This is a genomic window from Serratia sp. JKS000199, from assembly GCF_900215455.1.
GTDB classification, from domain to species: domain Bacteria; phylum Pseudomonadota; class Gammaproteobacteria; order Enterobacterales; family Enterobacteriaceae; genus Serratia; species Serratia ureilytica.
In genome coordinates this window covers 1,316,656-1,333,404 of the sequence record NZ_LT907843.1, presented here as the reverse complement: position 1 = coordinate 1,333,404, position 16,749 = coordinate 1,316,656, and the positions used below count along the sequence as shown (strand labels likewise).

At 59.3% G+C, this 16,749-nt stretch carries 14 protein-coding genes; 8 read left to right on the top strand and 6 right to left on the bottom strand.

The annotated features are described in order from the left end of the window. Positions 1 to 23 precede the first annotated feature (23 nt). On the bottom strand, positions 24 to 1,553 hold the full coding sequence (locus CPH57_RS06485) for a SulP family inorganic anion transporter (protein ID WP_096242152.1): 1,530 nt from the start codon (positions 1,551 to 1,553) through the stop codon (positions 24 to 26). A gap of 334 nt (positions 1,554 to 1,887) precedes the next feature. Between CPH57_RS06485 and ychF the strand changes: the two genes are divergently transcribed. Beyond that, positions 1,888 to 2,979: a redox-regulated ATPase YchF gene (gene ychF / locus CPH57_RS06480; protein ID WP_025302489.1), complete on the top strand. Its 1,092-nt coding sequence runs from the start codon at positions 1,888 to 1,890 to the stop codon at positions 2,977 to 2,979. An 88-nt stretch (positions 2,980 to 3,067) separates the two neighbouring features. Here the strand turns inward: ychF and CPH57_RS06475 are convergent, their stop codons facing one another. Continuing rightward, a complete protein-coding gene (locus CPH57_RS06475) occupies positions 3,068 to 3,502 on the bottom strand; it encodes a tautomerase family protein (RefSeq protein WP_096242151.1) in 435 nt (144 codons plus the stop codon). A gap of 166 nt (positions 3,503 to 3,668) precedes the next feature. Here CPH57_RS06475 and CPH57_RS06470 point away from each other — a divergent pair, with 166 nt between their 5' ends. Continuing rightward, a complete protein-coding gene (locus CPH57_RS06470) occupies positions 3,669 to 4,169 on the top strand; it encodes a helix-turn-helix domain-containing protein (protein ID WP_033652037.1) in 501 nt (166 codons plus the stop codon). Position 4,170: 1 nt separating this feature from the next. Here CPH57_RS06470 and CPH57_RS06465 read toward each other — a convergent pair whose 3' ends face one another. Then, positions 4,171 to 4,854 (bottom strand): helix-turn-helix transcriptional regulator, encoded by a 684-nt coding sequence (locus tag CPH57_RS06465; protein WP_228287487.1) that lies wholly within the window; start codon positions 4,852 to 4,854, stop codon positions 4,171 to 4,173. Between the two features lie 375 nt (positions 4,855 to 5,229). Between CPH57_RS06465 and CPH57_RS06460 the strand changes: the two genes are divergently transcribed. The 6 genes from CPH57_RS06460 (at position 5,230) to CPH57_RS06435 (ending at position 12,161) form a co-directional block, all read left to right on the top strand. Beyond that, positions 5,230 to 5,763 (top strand): fimbrial protein, encoded by a 534-nt coding sequence (locus CPH57_RS06460; protein ID WP_033642747.1) that lies wholly within the window; start codon positions 5,230 to 5,232, stop codon positions 5,761 to 5,763. Positions 5,764 to 5,852: 89 nt separating this feature from the next. Further along, the gene (locus CPH57_RS06455; protein ID WP_033642746.1) at positions 5,853 to 6,575 is read left to right on the top strand and encodes a molecular chaperone; all 723 of its coding nucleotides are present in this window, start codon (positions 5,853 to 5,855) and stop codon (positions 6,573 to 6,575) included. A gap of 20 nt (positions 6,576 to 6,595) precedes the next feature. After that, a complete protein-coding gene (locus CPH57_RS06450; protein WP_096242150.1) occupies positions 6,596 to 9,127 on the top strand; it encodes a fimbria/pilus outer membrane usher protein in 2,532 nt (843 codons plus the stop codon). A 27-nt stretch (positions 9,128 to 9,154) separates the two neighbouring features. Next, entirely contained in the window at positions 9,155 to 10,495 is a 1,341-nt protein-coding gene (locus CPH57_RS06445) for a fimbrial protein (RefSeq protein WP_089196946.1), read from the top strand. Further along, a complete protein-coding gene (locus tag CPH57_RS06440) occupies positions 10,495 to 11,244 on the top strand; it encodes a molecular chaperone (RefSeq protein ID WP_046686887.1) in 750 nt (249 codons plus the stop codon). The genes CPH57_RS06445 and CPH57_RS06440 overlap by 1 nt, the downstream gene beginning before the upstream one ends. Positions 11,245 to 11,288: 44 nt before the next feature. Continuing rightward, positions 11,289 to 12,161, top strand: a complete 873-nt coding sequence (locus tag CPH57_RS06435; protein WP_047026272.1) for a hypothetical protein — start codon at positions 11,289 to 11,291, stop codon at positions 12,159 to 12,161. 140 nt (positions 12,162 to 12,301) lie between these two features. Here the strand turns inward: CPH57_RS06435 and hutU are convergent, their stop codons facing one another. From hutU to CPH57_RS06420, 3 genes are all read right to left on the bottom strand, one after another. After that, entirely contained in the window at positions 12,302 to 13,996 is a 1,695-nt protein-coding gene (gene hutU, locus CPH57_RS06430) for a urocanate hydratase (protein ID WP_096242149.1), read from the bottom strand. A 79-nt stretch (positions 13,997 to 14,075) separates the two neighbouring features. Beyond that, positions 14,076 to 15,488, bottom strand: a complete 1,413-nt coding sequence (locus tag CPH57_RS06425) for a UbiD family decarboxylase (protein WP_089196943.1) — start codon at positions 15,486 to 15,488, stop codon at positions 14,076 to 14,078. A 12-nt stretch (positions 15,489 to 15,500) separates the two neighbouring features. Continuing rightward, on the bottom strand, positions 15,501 to 16,733 hold the full coding sequence (locus CPH57_RS06420; RefSeq protein ID WP_046686884.1) for an MFS transporter: 1,233 nt from the start codon (positions 16,731 to 16,733) through the stop codon (positions 15,501 to 15,503). Between the last annotated feature and the right edge of the window lie 16 nt (positions 16,734 to 16,749).

Below are 16,749 nucleotides of genomic sequence, written 5' to 3'. Positions count from 1 at the left end.
GGCGCCCTGCCCGCTGCTGGCGTCTAGCCGCGTGGGTTGAAGGTCTCCTCGCTCACGCGGCGGTCATCGGCGGCGAACCCCTCTTCCGCCACGTAATACTGCGGATCGTCCAGCTCATGGCTGCAAAACGGCCCGGCGCGCTTGAGCAGGCGCACGCAGTCACCGCTCAGGTGGCGCAGCCGAATGCTTTTCCCGGCCGCCAGATAACGCGCCGTCAGCTTATCTATCGCCTCTACGCCGCTGGAATCCATCACCCGGGTGCCGGCAAAATCCAGCACCACGTTCTGCGGATCGCTTTGCGGCTCGAACAGCTCGGCGAAAGCCGCGGCAGAGCCGAAGAACAGCGGGCCATCCAGTTGATACACCGCCACGTCGCCCGTCACCTGCCGCTGGCGCACGCGGATGCGCGCCTGCTGCCAGGCGAACACCAGCGCCGAGATAATCACCCCGCTGATCACCGCCACCGCCAGATCGGTAAAGATGGTGATCAACGTGACGGCGACCATCACCAGCGCGTCTGCCTTCGGCATACGGCGCAAACGGCGCAGCGAACTCCATTCGAAGGTGTTGTAACACACCACCAGCATGACCCCGGCCAGCGCCGCCACCGGCAGCAGGCCGATATAGCGCGACAGGCTGACCACGAACAAAATCAGCAGGATGGCGCCCACCGTGCCGGAGAGGCGCCCGCGCCCACCCGAGGTAAAGTTGATGATCGACTGGCCGATCATCGCGCAGCCGGCGAAACAGCCGAACAGGCCGCACACCGCGTTACCGGCGCCCTGCGCGATGCTTTCGCGGTTACCGTTCCCCTTCTTGCCGCCCATTTCATCCAGCACCGTCATGGTCAACAGCGATTCGATCAAACCGACCAAGGCAATCACCACCGCATAGGGCAACACCACCCGCACCATCTCCAGGGTAAACGGCGCCGTCGGCAAACTGAAGTGCGGCAGCGCGCCGGAAATGTCCGCCAGATCGCCCACCCGCAGCGTGTGCAGGTTGAGGCCGATCGCCAATGCCGAGACCACCAGCAGCGCCGCCAGCGAAGACGGAATGGCTTTGGTCAGGCGCGGGAACAGCACCACCACCGCAATCGCCAGCGCTACCAGGCCGTACATCAGCGGCCCCTGCCCGGCGATCATCTTCAGCTGCGCCAGCATGATGACGATCGCCAGGCCGTTGACGAAGCCGTGGATCGCCGGCAGCGGCACCAGACGAATGAACTTGCCCAGCCGGAAGGCGCCGATCAGGATTTGGATCCCCCCGGCAAACAGCGTGGCCCACAGCACGTAACCCATACCGTACTGCGCCGCCAGGCTCATCAGCACCACCACAATGGAGCCGGCGGCGCCGGAAACCATGCCCGGCTTGCCGCCGAACAGCGCCGTGACCAGGCCGATAATAAACGCGGTATGCAAACCGACGATCGGCGAAAGACCGGCGACCAGCGAAAAGCCGACCGCCTCGGGGATCATCGAAACCGCCACCACAAAGCCCGCCAGGACTTCATTTTTAACGTCCGCGATCCTGACGTTACTCAGGTTAAACATGCATTATTCACTTATGACAGATGACATCATCTCCCCGCGTAGCGGGTATGGGGTACCGCAAGGCGCGGCAGACTGCAGGCGGGCATAGCTCAGGGTGGCGTAGGCAAGAAATACATCCGGCGCGTTTCCTGTCGGTTAATCGGAACGGCCAGTATGGGTAAATGTGATCCAAATCTCAATCAAAAACCGGTCGCCCGTACGGCACTCGCCCCCGCCAAGCAAGTCTGATCGAGATAAACGCCCATTACGTGTATAATGGCGGCATTATTTTGCCATTTATGCAGTCGGTTAAACCTAACCAGCTGATAGTTAAGATATTTAAGGTGATTACAACATGGGATTCAAATGCGGTATCGTCGGCCTGCCTAACGTAGGCAAATCCACCCTGTTCAACGCGTTGACCAAAGCGGGCATTGAAGCAGCCAACTTCCCGTTCTGCACCATTGAACCGAACACCGGTGTGGTGCCGATGCCCGATCCGCGTCTGGATAAGCTGGCCGAGATCGTCAAGCCGCAACGCATTCTGCCGACCACCATGGAATTCGTCGACATCGCCGGCCTGGTGAAAGGCGCGTCCAAGGGTGAAGGCCTGGGCAACCAGTTCCTGACCAACATCCGTGAAACCGAAGCCATCGGCCACGTAGTGCGCTGCTTTGAAAACGACAACATCATCCACGTCAACAACAAGGTCGATCCGGCCGAAGACATCGACGTGATCAACACCGAGCTGGCGCTGTCCGACCTGGACACCTGCGAGCGCGCTATCCACCGCGTGCAAAAGAAAGCCAAAGGCGGCGACAAAGACGCCAAGGCCGAGCTGGCGGCGCTGGAGAAATGCCTGCCGCACCTGGAAAACGCCGGCATGCTGCGCGCACTGGATCTGACCGATGAAGACAAGGCGGCGATCAAATACCTGAGCTTCCTGACGCTGAAGCCGACCATGTACATCGCCAACGTCAACGAAGACGGCTTCGAGAACAACCCGTACCTGGACACCGTGCGTAAAATCGCCGACGCCGAAGGCTCCGTGGTGGTTGCCGTGTGCGCCGCCGTGGAATCCGACATCGCCGAGCTGGAAGACGAAGAGCGCGACGAGTTCATGGCCGAACTGGGCCTGGAAGAGCCGGGCCTGAACCGCGTGATCCGCGCCGGTTATGAACTGCTGAACCTGCAAACCTACTTCACCGCCGGCGTGAAAGAAGTGCGCGCCTGGACCATCCCGGTGGGCGCCACCGCCCCGCAGGCGGCCGGCAAGATCCACACCGACTTCGAGAAAGGCTTTATCCGCGCCCAAACCATCTCCTATGACGACTTCATCACCTACAAAGGTGAGCAAGGCGCCAAAGAAGCCGGCAAAATGCGCTCCGAAGGTAAAGACTACATCGTCAAAGACGGCGACGTAATGAACTTCTTGTTCAACGTCTAAGCCTCTCTCCGCAGCGCTTTTCTCCGCTGCCGGAAACGGAAAAATCCACGCTTCGGCGTGGATTTTTTTGTCCTGAGTATCCCCAGTCTCACCCTATTTCCCCCTCCCACGCCGAAGGCCGGTTCTCCTTGCGCCACCTCTCCCCCGCCGCCGTCCCCGGCGCCGGCGGTTTCAATCCGTCTATCGTCCACAGCGAGAACGGCGTTTCGTCGACGTGCAATTCCCAGCGCAGCCCGCGGGCGGCGATGTAGGGGTGCAGGATGCGGGTGCAGGCCGCCAGGAATTGCTGCTGCTCTGCGTCGTTGTCCATGGCGCGCGCGATATGGTCGATGGTCACCCGCACGAAATCATCGGCCGGTTCGCCGCCGAGATAGGCCGAACCTGGCGGCAGCGCGTGGAAGAACACGTTGACGTAAAAGCGCGGCAAAAAGTCCTGATACAGGGCAGTGACCTTCTGCGCAATCGCGCGTTTATCGGCGGTGCTGAAGGCCGGCTCAGGGTGGTAAATCTGCCACAGTGGCATAACGTTTTCTCCTCGGTGAAGGCGCGGGTTTCTGGCCAGCGTTCAGGCCATCATCCGCTGTTAAATACAAACTCCAATAATAAGAGTAATAACTCCAATTATTGAAGTTATCAAGCCGAGGCGATAACATTCTCGGCAATCAGGCGGCAAGCGGAGGTAAAGCAACGTGAAAGCAAAAGGGTTTGAAGGCATGACGTGCTCGGTGGCGCACGTGCTGTCGGCATTGGGCGATCGCTGGGGCGCTATTCTCATGCGCGATCTGCTGCTGGGGCTCTCGCGCTATGACGATCTGCGCCACTCGACCGGCATCACCAACAATACGCTGGCCGACCGGCTCAAGGCCCTGGAAAGCCACGGCCTTATCGAAAAGCGGCAATACCAAACGCGCCCCGCTCGTTATGAGTATCTGCCGACGGAGAAAGGAAAAGATCTCGGGCTGCTGGTGATGGCGATGATTCAGATTGGCGACAAATGGAATCTGTCCGAGCTGGCCGGGCCGCCGCTGCGCGTGGTTGACCGCGTAACCGGCCACCCTGCCACCCTGCGCGCGGTGGATGCCGTGACCAGCGAATCGCTGCCGGCGCAAAACCTGGCGCTGGCGGCCGGGCCGGGCGCCGACGAAATGACGCAATGGCGGCTGGCCGTCGGCCAAGCCCGTTCGTTGTGATCTACAGCAGCGCAATCATCTTCAGCAATTCCACCCGATTGCGGATGCCGAACTTCTTGCCGGCATTGTTGAGGTGCGAATAAACGGTTTTCGGGTGCAAATTCAGCCGCCGCGCGGTCAGGCGGATATCTTCCGTACGGGCCGTTTCACACAGCACCGCCGCCTCACCGGGCGTGATCGCCGCCGCCCGATGCCTGTTCAGCGCGCGCCGTTCGCTCGCCTTTTCCCGGCGGCTCAGCGCCGCGCAGGTCTCCCGCACCACCTGTAGCGCTTCCCGTTTGTGCAAAATCGCATCCGGCTGCGCCGCCGCGATAAACGCCAGGATCAGCGGCGAAGTCTTATCGACGAAGAACAGTATCCGGACGCCTTCATATTCAGCACGTGAGGCGTGAATAAATCGCAAATACGCTTCGAACCGATAAATTTCATGGGGAAAATCCATGATAATTAAATCAGGCGCAGGGCTTATATTTTTAATAATATTAATATTGGGCGAGGATAAGGTTATCACTCCTTCTCCCAATAATGTTTTCATCCCCAAACGGCACAGCGGCGAACCGTCGATATAAATCACTCTCACTTTAATTCTCCTTATCAGCGTAAAAGTATGCTTCCACACCTCAGGCGGCTTGTCGCTGCTCTTTTTTGGGGTAATTCGCCTGCAAAGCACACCGATATAAAACATCTTGATAACATGTTTTTCAAATAATCACGCAACAGCCAGCGCTTTGATTAATACGCAAAAAAGGCATGAATGTTTCAAATTATTTCATTCGCAAAAACTGACAATTCAATAAAAATGCAACGCAATGATATAGATCTATTTTCTATTTTGTATGATATAAGCGAAAATGAAAGCAAATGTAACAACAGGAGCCATCACCTTATTGCCTTATTCAAAATATCTATAGGGAAAATTCTTAGTTTGTTAGGATGAAAATCCATGTTTGCCGACGCGTTTAAAAAACAATTGCGCAACATGATTAATCAACAACCGCACGTCAGTAAATTATTACTGTCAGGAAAGCTTTTCTCTAAAGTAAATTAAAGGGCATTTCACATGAATGTTAAATTAGTCGCATTATCCATGCTGGCTCTCTCCGGCGCCTGTGCGGCCGCCTCGTCCAATACGGTGCAATTTAAAGGCGAAGTCAGCACGCAAACCTGTTCGGTGAATATTAACGGCAACCAATCCAACCCGGTTGTTCTGCTGCCGACCGTCGCCGCCAGCCAGCTCGCCACCAAAGGCGCCACCGCCGGCGACACCACCTTTACCGTTAACGTCACGGGCTGTGCGGCGGCAACCAGCGATACGGCGATCAAAACCGTGCTGGCGGGCAACAACCCAACCACCAACGGCAACCTGGGCAACGCGGGCGATGCGGCCAAGGTTTCCATTCAACTGCTGGACAGCGACGCCACTACACCGTTGTCATTCGCCAGCGGCTCTACCGTCACCACGTCGGCGATGACGCTGGCGAAAGACGCCACGTCCACCTCGCAGAACCTGGTGGCTCGCTACTACGCGGAAGATACCGGCGTAGCGGCCGGTTCGGTGATCGCCACCGCACAGTTCGCCATTACCTACAGATAAGCCGGCGTCAGGCGCCATACCTGTTGATGACAGCGCCGTTCCTTAGCGGACGGCGCTGAATGACTCGCTCCCTTTATCGGTTCACGTTTATGCAGCAGATAACCCGTTACGCCCGCCGTTGGGCCGCCCTATCGTTTTGCCTGATGAGTTTTGCCGCCAGCTACGCGTCGGCCAGCGTCACGCTGCTCGGCAATCGCGTGATCTACCCCGCCGAGGCGCGGGAAAAAACGCTGCAATTCACCAATGACGACGGCGCCCCGGCGCTGATGCAGATCTGGCTCGATATCAATAACCCCAAGTCCACGCCGGAAAACGCCGACGCGCCTTTTGTCGCCTCGCCGCAAATCTTCCGCATGAATCCGCACAGCGGGCAGATGGTGCGGCTGTCGTTCGTCGGCCAGCCGCTGCCGCGCGATCGCGAATCGCTGTTCTACCTCAACTTCCTGCAGGTGCCCGCCGTGCGTCAGACGGACAGCGACAAGAACAAACTGCTGCTGGTGGTCACCAATCGCCTGAAAGTGTTCTATCGCCCGGCCGGGCTGGCCGGCGACGCCAACCACGTCATCGATAAGCTCAGCCTGCGCCAGGTCGGCAACGCGCTGCGCGTCGACAACCCGACCGGCTACTACGCCAACGTCAGCCAGGCCGCGATCCTCAGCGGCGCGAAACGCACCGCGATCCCGCAGGCGGACCTGATCCCGCCGTTTTCGCAGGCCAGCTGGCCGGTGAACGGTGAGGTGCGGCAGATCGCGCTGCGCGTCATCAATGACTATGGGGTGGAAATCACACGCACCCTGAACGTCGCGCGCTGAAACCAGACAGGGAGGTTTTCATGTTCGATGCTCGCAAGGCGACGCCGCTTCCCGCACGCTGGTGTTGCGCGCTGCTGGCGCTGCCGCTGGGCTGCGCCGCCGCCGATGGCTACACCTTCGATCCCGCGCTGCTGCGCGGCAGCGTGCTGAGCAACAGCGCCCTGAGTCAATTCAACCAACAGGACGCCGTCGCCCCCGGCAGCTATCAGATCGATCTGTACCTCAACGGCCAGTTTCTCGAGCGCGATCAAATTCGTTTCGTGCGCGATGGCAAGCAGGTACTGCCCTGTTTCGATCGCGCGCAGCTGACGCGCTTCGGGCTGAAAAATCCGCCGGCGGCCGAAACGGCATGCCTGCTGCCCGGCCGGGATCTGAAGGACATCACGGTGAACGCCGATATCTCGCGGCTGCGCCTGGATCTGAGCATTCCGCAGGCGCTGTTGAACGGCCAGCCGCGCGGCAGCGTCAATCCCGCCAGCCTGGACGGCGGCGAATCGATGGTCTTCGTCAATTACAACCTCAACCAGTACCACGTCAGCTACCGACAGGGGCAAACCCGCGACCTCGACTCGACCTACGCCAACCTGAACGGCGGGTTCAACCTCGGGCTCTGGCGCTACCGCCAGCAATCCAGCTACCGCTACGATCGGGAGTTCGGCGGCCACCTGGACACCAGCCGCCGCTACGTGCAGCGCGCGATCTTGCCCTGGCGCAGCGAAATGCTGCTGGGCGAAGGCTTTACCGACGGGCACTTCTTTTCCGGCCTGGGCTTTCGCGGCATTCAGCTCAGCTCGGACGATCGCATGCTGCCGGATTCACAGCGCGGCTATGCGCCGGTGGTGCGCGGCGTGGCGAAAAGCAACGCGCGCGTGACGGTGCTGCAGGGCAAAAGCACGCTGTACGAAACCACCGTAGCGCCGGGGCCGTTCGCCATCAACGATCTGTACGCCACCAACTACGCCGGCGATCTGACCGTAGTGGTGACCGAGGCCGACGGCAGCGTCAGCACCTTCACCGTGCCGTTCGCCGCGGTGCCGGAATCCATCCGCCCCGGCCAGTCGCGCTACTCCGCCATCGTCGGCCGTTCCCGCTACGTCGGCGATAACGACCTGTTCAGCGAACTGACCTGGCAACACGGCCTGACCAACGCCCTGACCTTCAACGTCGGCAACCAGCTGGCGGACGGCTATCAGGCGATGATGCTGGGCGGCGTGTACAGCAGCGAACTGGGCGCCTTCGGCATGGACACCACCTATTCCCACGCCAGCCTGCCGGACGGCGGCGCCTCAGGCTGGATGCTGCATCTCTCTTACAGCCGAACCTTCAGCCCGACGGACACCACCTTATCCATCGCCGGCTACCGTTACTCCACCGAAGGCTTCCGCGATCTCAGCGACGTGCTCGGCGTGCGGCGCGCCGCCGTCACCGGCCAACGCTGGCAGTCCGATTCCTACCGCCAGCGTTCGCGTTTCGAGGTGGCCGTCAATCAGGGCATGGGCGCGTTCGGCAGCTTGACGATGTCCGGCTCGACCCAGGACTACCGCGATCAGCGCGGCCGCGACAATCAGCTCCAGCTAGGCTGGGGGAAAACCTTCGGCAACGGCGTGGCGCTTAACCTCTCCGTCACCCGCACCCGCAGTCTGGGCTACAGCAACGGCGACTATCGCGGCTACGGGCCGTTGGATAACGTCTACAGCGCGCCGCTGGCGCAGAACACGCAAACCGTCACTGCCCTGTCGCTCAGCTTCCCGCTCGGGCGTTCGTCATCCGCCCCCAGCGTCTCGCTGCTGGCCAACCACAGCCAGGGTCAGGGCGGCAACTATCAGGCTGCGCTGTCGGGCAGCGTCGGCGACGAACAGCCGGTCAGCTACGGTCTGAACTTCACCACCGACGACGATCGCCAACAAAGCATCTGGGGCGGCAACCTGCAAACCCGCCTGCCTTACGCCAACGTCACCGGCTCGTTCTCCACCGCGCGCCAGTATCGACAAGGCTCACTGTCGCTGCAGGGCGCGGTGGTGGCGCACCGCGGCGGCGTGACATTAGGGCCGTATGTCGGTGATACCTTCGCCCTGATAGAGGCGCCCGGCGCCAACGGCGCGCAGGTGATGGGCGGCCAAGGCGCGCGCATCGATCGCTTCGGCTATGCGCTGGCGCCGGCGCTGGTGCCCTATCACTACAACACCGTCGCGCTGAACCCCGAGGGCATGAATGATAAAGCGGAACTGGAGGACGGCCAGCAACGCGTCGCCCCGTACGCCGGCGCCACGGTGCGCCTGCGCTTCAACACCGTGCGCGGCCAGGCGCTGCTGATTACCGCACAGCGTCCCGACAACGCGCCGATCCCGATGGGCGCCAACGTGTTGGACAACGCGGGCAACAGCGTGGGCATGGTTGGCCAGGCCAATCAGGTGTATCTGCGCAGCGACCGGAATACCGGCACGCTGACGCTGAACTGGGGCGACGCACCCGGCCAGCAGTGCACGCTGCACTATCGCCTGCCCGCCGCGGAAGACAGCCCGATTCAGCGGCTCAGCGCTCCGTGCCGCTAACCCGTTTAACTTATCTCAGGAGAGACGATGAAACGCATTTCTTATCTGGTCGCCGCCCCGGCGCTGTTCGCCCTGTCGCTGTTCGGCGCGCCCGCGGCGCTGGCGCAATGCACGCGCGTCGCCCCCTGGATCGACTCCGGCTGCGATCCTTGCGGGGTGGGCACGGCGCTGGGTCGGGTCAACCTGACCAGCACCTATCTGCAGCCCGTCGGCACGCCGCTGGGCACCAGCGTGTTCGATCTGACCTCTGGCACCCGCTATCCCGACCCAAACAAGGTGCTATATGAATGCGATGCCAGCGATGTCGGGCAAATTTATGAAGTCTTCGCCACCAACGGCGACGATCGCGTCGGCGGCTATTACGATCTGGGCGCCAGGGACGGCAATCCCAACTATTACGCCACCTACTTCCCTTACGTCGGCATTCGTTTGACCCATCTGGATTCCGGCAAGGTTTTTACCCGTTACTGGCAGTCGGCGCCGATTACCCGCTACGCCACCGTCGGCAACAAAATCCAGATCCGGGTGAAAGACTTCAGCGCCATCCGCGCCGATCTGATCCGCATCAGCTCGCTGCCGGGCGCGGGCGCCAGCAACTACTGCGGCTACAGCGCCGGCAACCCGCTGGTGGGCATGGCGTCGACCACCGGCAATTCGAACTATACCTGCACGCAGCCGAACGGCTATGTCACCTTTCAGGGGCCCGGCATCGCCTCGGATCCTATCGGCAGCGACTCCGCCACCAACTACGCCACCTGGGGCACCGGGCGCTGGAACGCGATGGGCATGGGCACCGCACCGATCTCTTCGCTGACCTATACCGCCACCTGCGTGGCGCGCAACGTCACGCCGCTGGTGATCCTGCCGACCCTCTCCGTCAGCCAACTGACCGCCGGGCAAACCTCGCAGGCGCAGTTCACCCTCAATATCGAATGCGACAACGCCGCCGTGTCCGGCGTCAGCAGCAACAATACCGCCCTCGGCCTGCAGGTGCCGTATGAAAGCTATGTCGCGGCGCAGCGGCTCGGGTTGGTCAGCGCCAACGGCGGCGTAAGTTACCTGCTCTCCAGCGGCTACGGCACCGACAGCAGCGTCGCCACCGGCGTGGGCATCGCGCTCGCCAACGCCGGCAACGGCGCGCCGATGAACTTTGTCGGCTGGGCGCGCTGCAGCGCCGGGCAATGCCCGCAGGGCAGCGACGCAGGCTGGTATCCGGTGCTCAACGGCGCCAGCGGCGGCGGCAGCACCGCAGCGGGGTTTACCCACTACACCACCCAGCTCACCGCCACGCTCGCCCGGCTGCCTGGCCAGACCGTCACCGCCGGCAAGGTGGATGCCAGGGCCTACGTCTGGGTTAAGGTGCAATGATGAGAAAGAAATACCTGATTATGGGATGCGCCCTGCTGCTGGCGCTGGCCTCCATCGGCGCGCAGGCGGGCATCATCGCCTCCGCCACCCGGGTGATCTTTCACGAGGGCGAGACGGAAAAAACCCTGATGCTGCTCAACACCAACGGCTACCCGATCGTGGCGCAAACCTGGGTCGATAACGGTGACGTCAACGCCGCCCCCGAACTGTCTCGCGCGCCGTTTGTCGCCCTGCCCAGCGTATTCGCGCTGCAGCCTTCGGCGCTGAAAGGGCTGCGGATCCTGTTTGCCGGCGCGAACCTGCCCGCCGACAGAGAGTCGGTGTTCTGGCTTAACCTGTATGAGATCCCGCCCACCCGGCCGACCACGCCGCCGCTGGCGTCGCGCGTGACGCTGGCGATGAACACCCAGATGAAAATCTTCTACCGGCCCAGGGCGCTGAAGGGAAAAGCCGAAAACGCGGCCGAGGCCGTCTCATTCACGCTGCAAAAATCGCCGGACGGTTATCTGCTGCGCTGTCAAAACCGATCGGCGTTTTATCTCTCGTTCGCGCGCATCGCCGTGCACGCCGACAGGCGCGATTACCCGGTGCGGCAAGAAAGCGACATGATGACCGCGCCATTCAGCTCGCGGGATTATCACCTCGACGGCGTTTCGGCATCCGCGCTCCCCTCTCGGGCCACCGTTCAGGCCACCCTCATCAACGACCAGGGCCAGCAGATCGTCAAGCCATACACAGCAAACCCATAACGATAAAAAGCAGCGCATTTTTTTAAGTACAGGAAATAGGGAAAATGAGTCTAAGCAGATTCCAGCTACAGTTTCATCTGGAGAAACAGGCCAACAACATCAGGCAGTCAGCGGCGTTTCACACCGCTATCGTCAAACACGGGGAATTATTGAGAGAGACCTACAAGAAGCATCCGCTGTTTTACAAAATCATTTTCAGGAACAGCCGGTTCATCATCTGCTCCACCATCCTGTCCATTTATTACCACCAGCCCGCCGCCGCGCTGAAAGACATCAAAGCCTTTTTCAAAGGGAAGAATATGATCAGCGAGAACTCCCTGGATTCCTTTCTGTTCTTTTTACGGGTCGGGCGCCGGCTGGAGGTCAAACCCTGCGAGCATGACAAACGCCAGTTGCGCTATAAGCCTACGCCGCACGCGCTGGCGGAAACCCAGGCGCTGATCGCCTCAATGGCGCGGCCTTATCAGGCGCTGGCGCCACAGATGCCCATCGCGGCGCTGCTGGCGGCGCCCGACTTTCTGCCCACCTTTTTCGCCGCCTACGGGCAACTGATGCTCAAGGAGATCTACCTGATCGATCTGGTGCAACAGTCCGGGCTGTTTATCAGCAAAGACGCCGGCCACATGGTGTTGTTGATGCTGTTTATCGAAAGCATCCGACAGGACTCCCCCTTTCTGCTGCTCTCCTCGGCGAAAATCGCCAAGTCGTGTTCCGTCTCTCGCGCTCACGTGAACCGCATTCTGCAGGCGGCGGAAAAATCCGGCCTGCTGACCACCACCAATAATGTGGTGATCGAACTCAACAGTTCGTTTTTCATCATGGCGGAGCGTTATTTCAGTCTCTATTTCGCGATGGTCGAATTCGGGCTTGAACACGTTTGGCAAAACTGGCAAGAAGGCCAGACAGCAAAACCGTAAGTTGACGCCAAGACTAAATCGTCACATGCCCAGAGGTGAAATACTCACAAGACAGGCAATACGGTGTAAAAATCATCCTATAGAGAAATAGCGGTTCTACCCGATAAGAACCGCTATAAAGCCTCAATATGCTCTTATTCTCAAAGCATCGGCAGTTTCAATCCAAACCTTTTCGCGGCAGCAACGGCTTGCTCATAGCCAGCATCGGCATGGCGCATCACGCCGGAACCGCAGTCGTTGACCAACACCCGAGCAAGCCGCCGGTCAGCCTCATCACTGCCATCGCACACGATCACCATTCCCGAATGCTGCGAATATCCCATCCCCACACCGCCACCATGATGCAAACTCACCCAGGTAGCGCCGCCCGCAGTATTGAGCAATGCATTCAGCAACGGCCAATCGGAAACGGCATCGGTTCCATCCTTCATGCTTTCGGTTTCACGATTGGGGCTGGCGACGGAGCCAGTATCCAGATGATCTCGGCCGATAACAACCGGCGCGCTAAGCTCCCCTCTACGCACCATCTCGTTGAAAGCCAGGCCTGCCAGATGACGCTCGCCCAACCCCAACCAACAGATACGCGCTGGCAATCCCTGGAAAGCAATGCGCTCACGCGCCATATCCAGCCAACGATGGATATGTTGGTTTTCAGGAAACAGCGCTTTAACCTTGGCGTCCGTTTTGTAGATATCTTCCGGATCGCCAGATAACGCCACCCAGCGAAACGGCCCTTTGCCCTCGCAAAACAGGGGGCGAATATAAGCCGGTACGAAGCCAGGAAAGTCGAAAGCATTTTCCACGCCCATATCGCGTGCGACCTGGCGAATATTGTTACCGTAATCAACAGCCGGCACACCCATGTCAACGAAATCAAGCATTGCCTGCACATGAATGGCGCAGCTAGCAGCTGCGGCGTCAGCCAACCTGGCATGCTGCCCCGGATCGCGTTGCGCTGCTTTCCACTGCGCCACGCTCCATCCCACCGGCAAATAACCGTGGATCAGGTCGTGCGCAGACGTCTGATCGGTAACCAGATCGGGTCGGATACCGCCTGCATGCGCGCGTTTAACCAGTTCAGGCAACACCTCTGCGGCATTGCCCAGCAGGCCTATAGAAACCGCCTGTCCGGCCGCCGTGTGCTCCTTGATCAAGGCGATAGCTTCATCCAGATCTTTTGCCTGTTTATCGAGATAGCGCGTACGCAAACGAAAATCCAGGCTACTCTGCTGACACTCTATATTCAACGAAACCGCGCCGGCCAATGTCGCCGCTAACGGCTGCGCCCCGCCCATCCCCCCCAGCCCGGCGGTGAGGATCCAGCGTCCGGTCAGATCCCCGCCATAGTGCTGGCGGCCCGCTTCGGCAAACGTTTCAAACGTGCCCTGCACAATGCCCTGACTGCCGATGTAGATCCAACTACCGGCAGTCATTTGCCCGTACATGAACAATCCCTTGCGATCAAGCTCGCTGAAGTGTTCCCAATTGGCCCACTGTGGAACCAAATTAGAATTGGCGATTAACACTCGGGGAGCATCAGTATGGGTGCGGAATACTCCAACCGGTTTTCCGGATTGAACCAACAGAGTTTCGTCTTCATTCAGCTCTTTAAGTGAGGCCAAAATCTGATCGTAACATTGCCAATTGCGAGCAGCGCGACCGATACCGCCATACACAACCAGCCCTTGCGGGTTTTCGGCGACGTCGGGATCCAGATTATTTTGAATCATGCGATAGGCCGCCTCGGTCAGCCAATTTTTGCAGGTCAATTCGTTGCCCCTGGGGGCACAAATAGTCCGGGTGGAATCGAAACGAGGATCGAGAGTATTCGTCATGGTTTGTCTCCTTCAACATGACAGACATCATGGTTCGCCAGCCTGGTCAGGCAGGCTACAGAAAGGCGTACCGCTCACATTAAAACGCCCGTTGAAAACGCCGCCGAGAGCTAAAAGGAACCGTACAATCAACGACGCATTTATTGACGAGCCCATTCGCATCACTCCCGCCATAAAGCGGCAATTGCGAGGGGTCAAGGGAAGTGCCGGGCAGCAAAGCGCTGACATGAATATCGCGTTCAAGTCGGGCGCGCGTACTCATAGCCCAGAGGACATCACGCTCCGAATAAGGGTCAACATCCTCATCCACCAGTAACACATTTTTGAGTGACGGCACCTCACCGAGCAATCTCTTGGCTGCGTCGATAACGCGCAGGTCATCACTGCAAGCGCGTTTAACGACTTGCAATACGGTAAGCAAGTGACCGCCGCCGGAAGGCAGAGCCGCGACGCGACAAAACAGCCTCTCAAGCCCCTCTGTTTTTAGTCGGGCGAGCAGCGAACACTCTTGGCCTAAACCAAGCAGAATGGATTGCTCCACACCAGGACCCGACAGCGTCTGATATATCGCCCCGGCGCGGTGGCTTACCGCCTGAACCTGCAGTGTTGTGGCCATACCACATGGCGAGCGATAACCGAGATACTCAGGTAAGGAAAAACCGGCCACCTCCGCTGTCTCCGGTTCTTTTTCCGCCCCCAACATCCCTTCTATAACGATCTCGGCATGGGCGATATATCGCCCCGTATTGGCGTGACATGGCGCAATCTCCATCGCATTGCCGCGCAGGGCCCCCGCAACGCCTAACTCGTCGCTACCGTAAGAAAGACAAGGCCGAGTCAATGTCGAAGCCAGATAAATGGCCGGATCAAGCCCGATATTGACGGAAATCGGCAGTAGCTCTCCGCGCGCCAGATGTGTCGAAAGCATGTGTTGCAAGTGACCACGAGAGTCAATCGCCACCACCGCCGAATCCTCTTTGAAGGTAATTCGGTGGTAAGAACAATTCGCGGCTCCGGTTCGATTATCGTGCGCATAGATCAACCCCAACGTCACCGTCGGCCCAGGATCATCTTGCAGATAACGTAGGATCGGCAGCAAAGCCAGGATTTCAGCAGGCTTACGCACGTTGTGAAAGTTGCGTTCCTCCCCGCCCAGTAATCTGGGCGCTATCGGCCTATTCGCCGCCTGCAACAACAACTGAGCATTTGATATGTCTGCGGAGTAACGTCCGAAGGGATCCAAAAACAGCCTGCAACGACGGCGATTACCAAACATCCCCATCAAAACGGGAAACTCGCCCCGCGTTGGTCGTCGATAAAGCCGTAACGGTTGCTCATCGGCAAACCAGGAACCGCCAGGCTGGCGATAGGCATCGAGAAAATCTTCAATCATCTCCACCTCGGGAGAAATCGATCTCTCCACCGGGGTAATCTCATCCCCTGCTTGCCGCAACAACGCCAAGGCAGAGCGCAAGTCATTAGGCAATAGCATTTGACTCCTCCCTCATCCCATCCGGGAAGTACAGCGAGAAGCCAAGACGATCCCCAACGCAGACAGCAGCGCCGCCATGCCGGCCAACGCAATAGACAACGTGTAACTCTGATACAGGTCATACAGCCAACCGGCGGCGCTGCCCCCGCCAACGGCGGCGATCCCCACGGCGATATACAATGCCCCCAGAATGGCGCCCAGATTGGCGGTGCCGAACCATGTACTGGCCACTGCCGGGTACAGCGCAATACAGCCGCCGTTGGCCGCGCCGAACAACAGCGCGAAAATCGCCAGCGCGGTAAAGCTGTGCGCCACACTCCAAAAACCGCATAACAGGGCCAAACTCAACGTGACGATAACCAAAAAACGCCGCGCGCCCAGACGGTCGCCTATTCGTCCCAAAACCAGACGGCCGCCGATATTGCCCACGCCGATCAAACCGATGAGCAGATTGGCTTGTGTTACATGCAGCCCCTGTTGCTGCGCATAAGGATTGATATGAACCAACGCCAGGAACAGTCCGATAGAGCCGAAAAATATCGCGATAAAAAACCACCAAAATTGAGCTCGGCCAGCGGCCTCTCGCAGCGTGACGCTACCGCTGAAGCCTGGACGCTGCATTGAGGTCACCTCAACGGGACGAAGCCCATCGGGATATTCGCCCACGTCCTCTGGCCGGCCTCGTAAAATGAAGGCGGCAGCCAACCCCAACACGGCGATAGCGACGGCATACACTTGCAGAGTGCTTTGCCAGGACAAATGTCGCATCAGCCCACCGGCCACCATCGGCCCCACCAGCGTTCCCAAGCCGGTGCCAGCCAGCGCCAGGCCGGAAGCCGAGCTGCGATGAACGACGAACCAACGTTGGATGGTTGAAACAGCCGGCACGTAAACCAATCCGACGCCAACCCCTACCAACAGGCAAAACGTGAGCAAAAACGCCGTCAGTGACGACGCCAGCAGGCTACTGCCGAAGAATCCCAGCGAAAGCAGTAAAATACCAATGCCGGTTACCGTCCTTACCGAAGTACGATCGCTCCAGGCACCGGAAAATACCCCAACGGCATAGTAAATTAACGCCGTCAGCGAGAAGATTGAGGCGGTAGAAAAACGCCCTGCGTCAAAGTTCGTCTGTAATGCAGTAAAAAATGCCCCGAATGAATAAGCAGCGCCAAAAATAACCGCCAGTAAAAGATGAACGGCACCGACCATGTACCAACCGCGGAATTTTCTTTCCTTGACCATCACAGCCTCCTTTTTA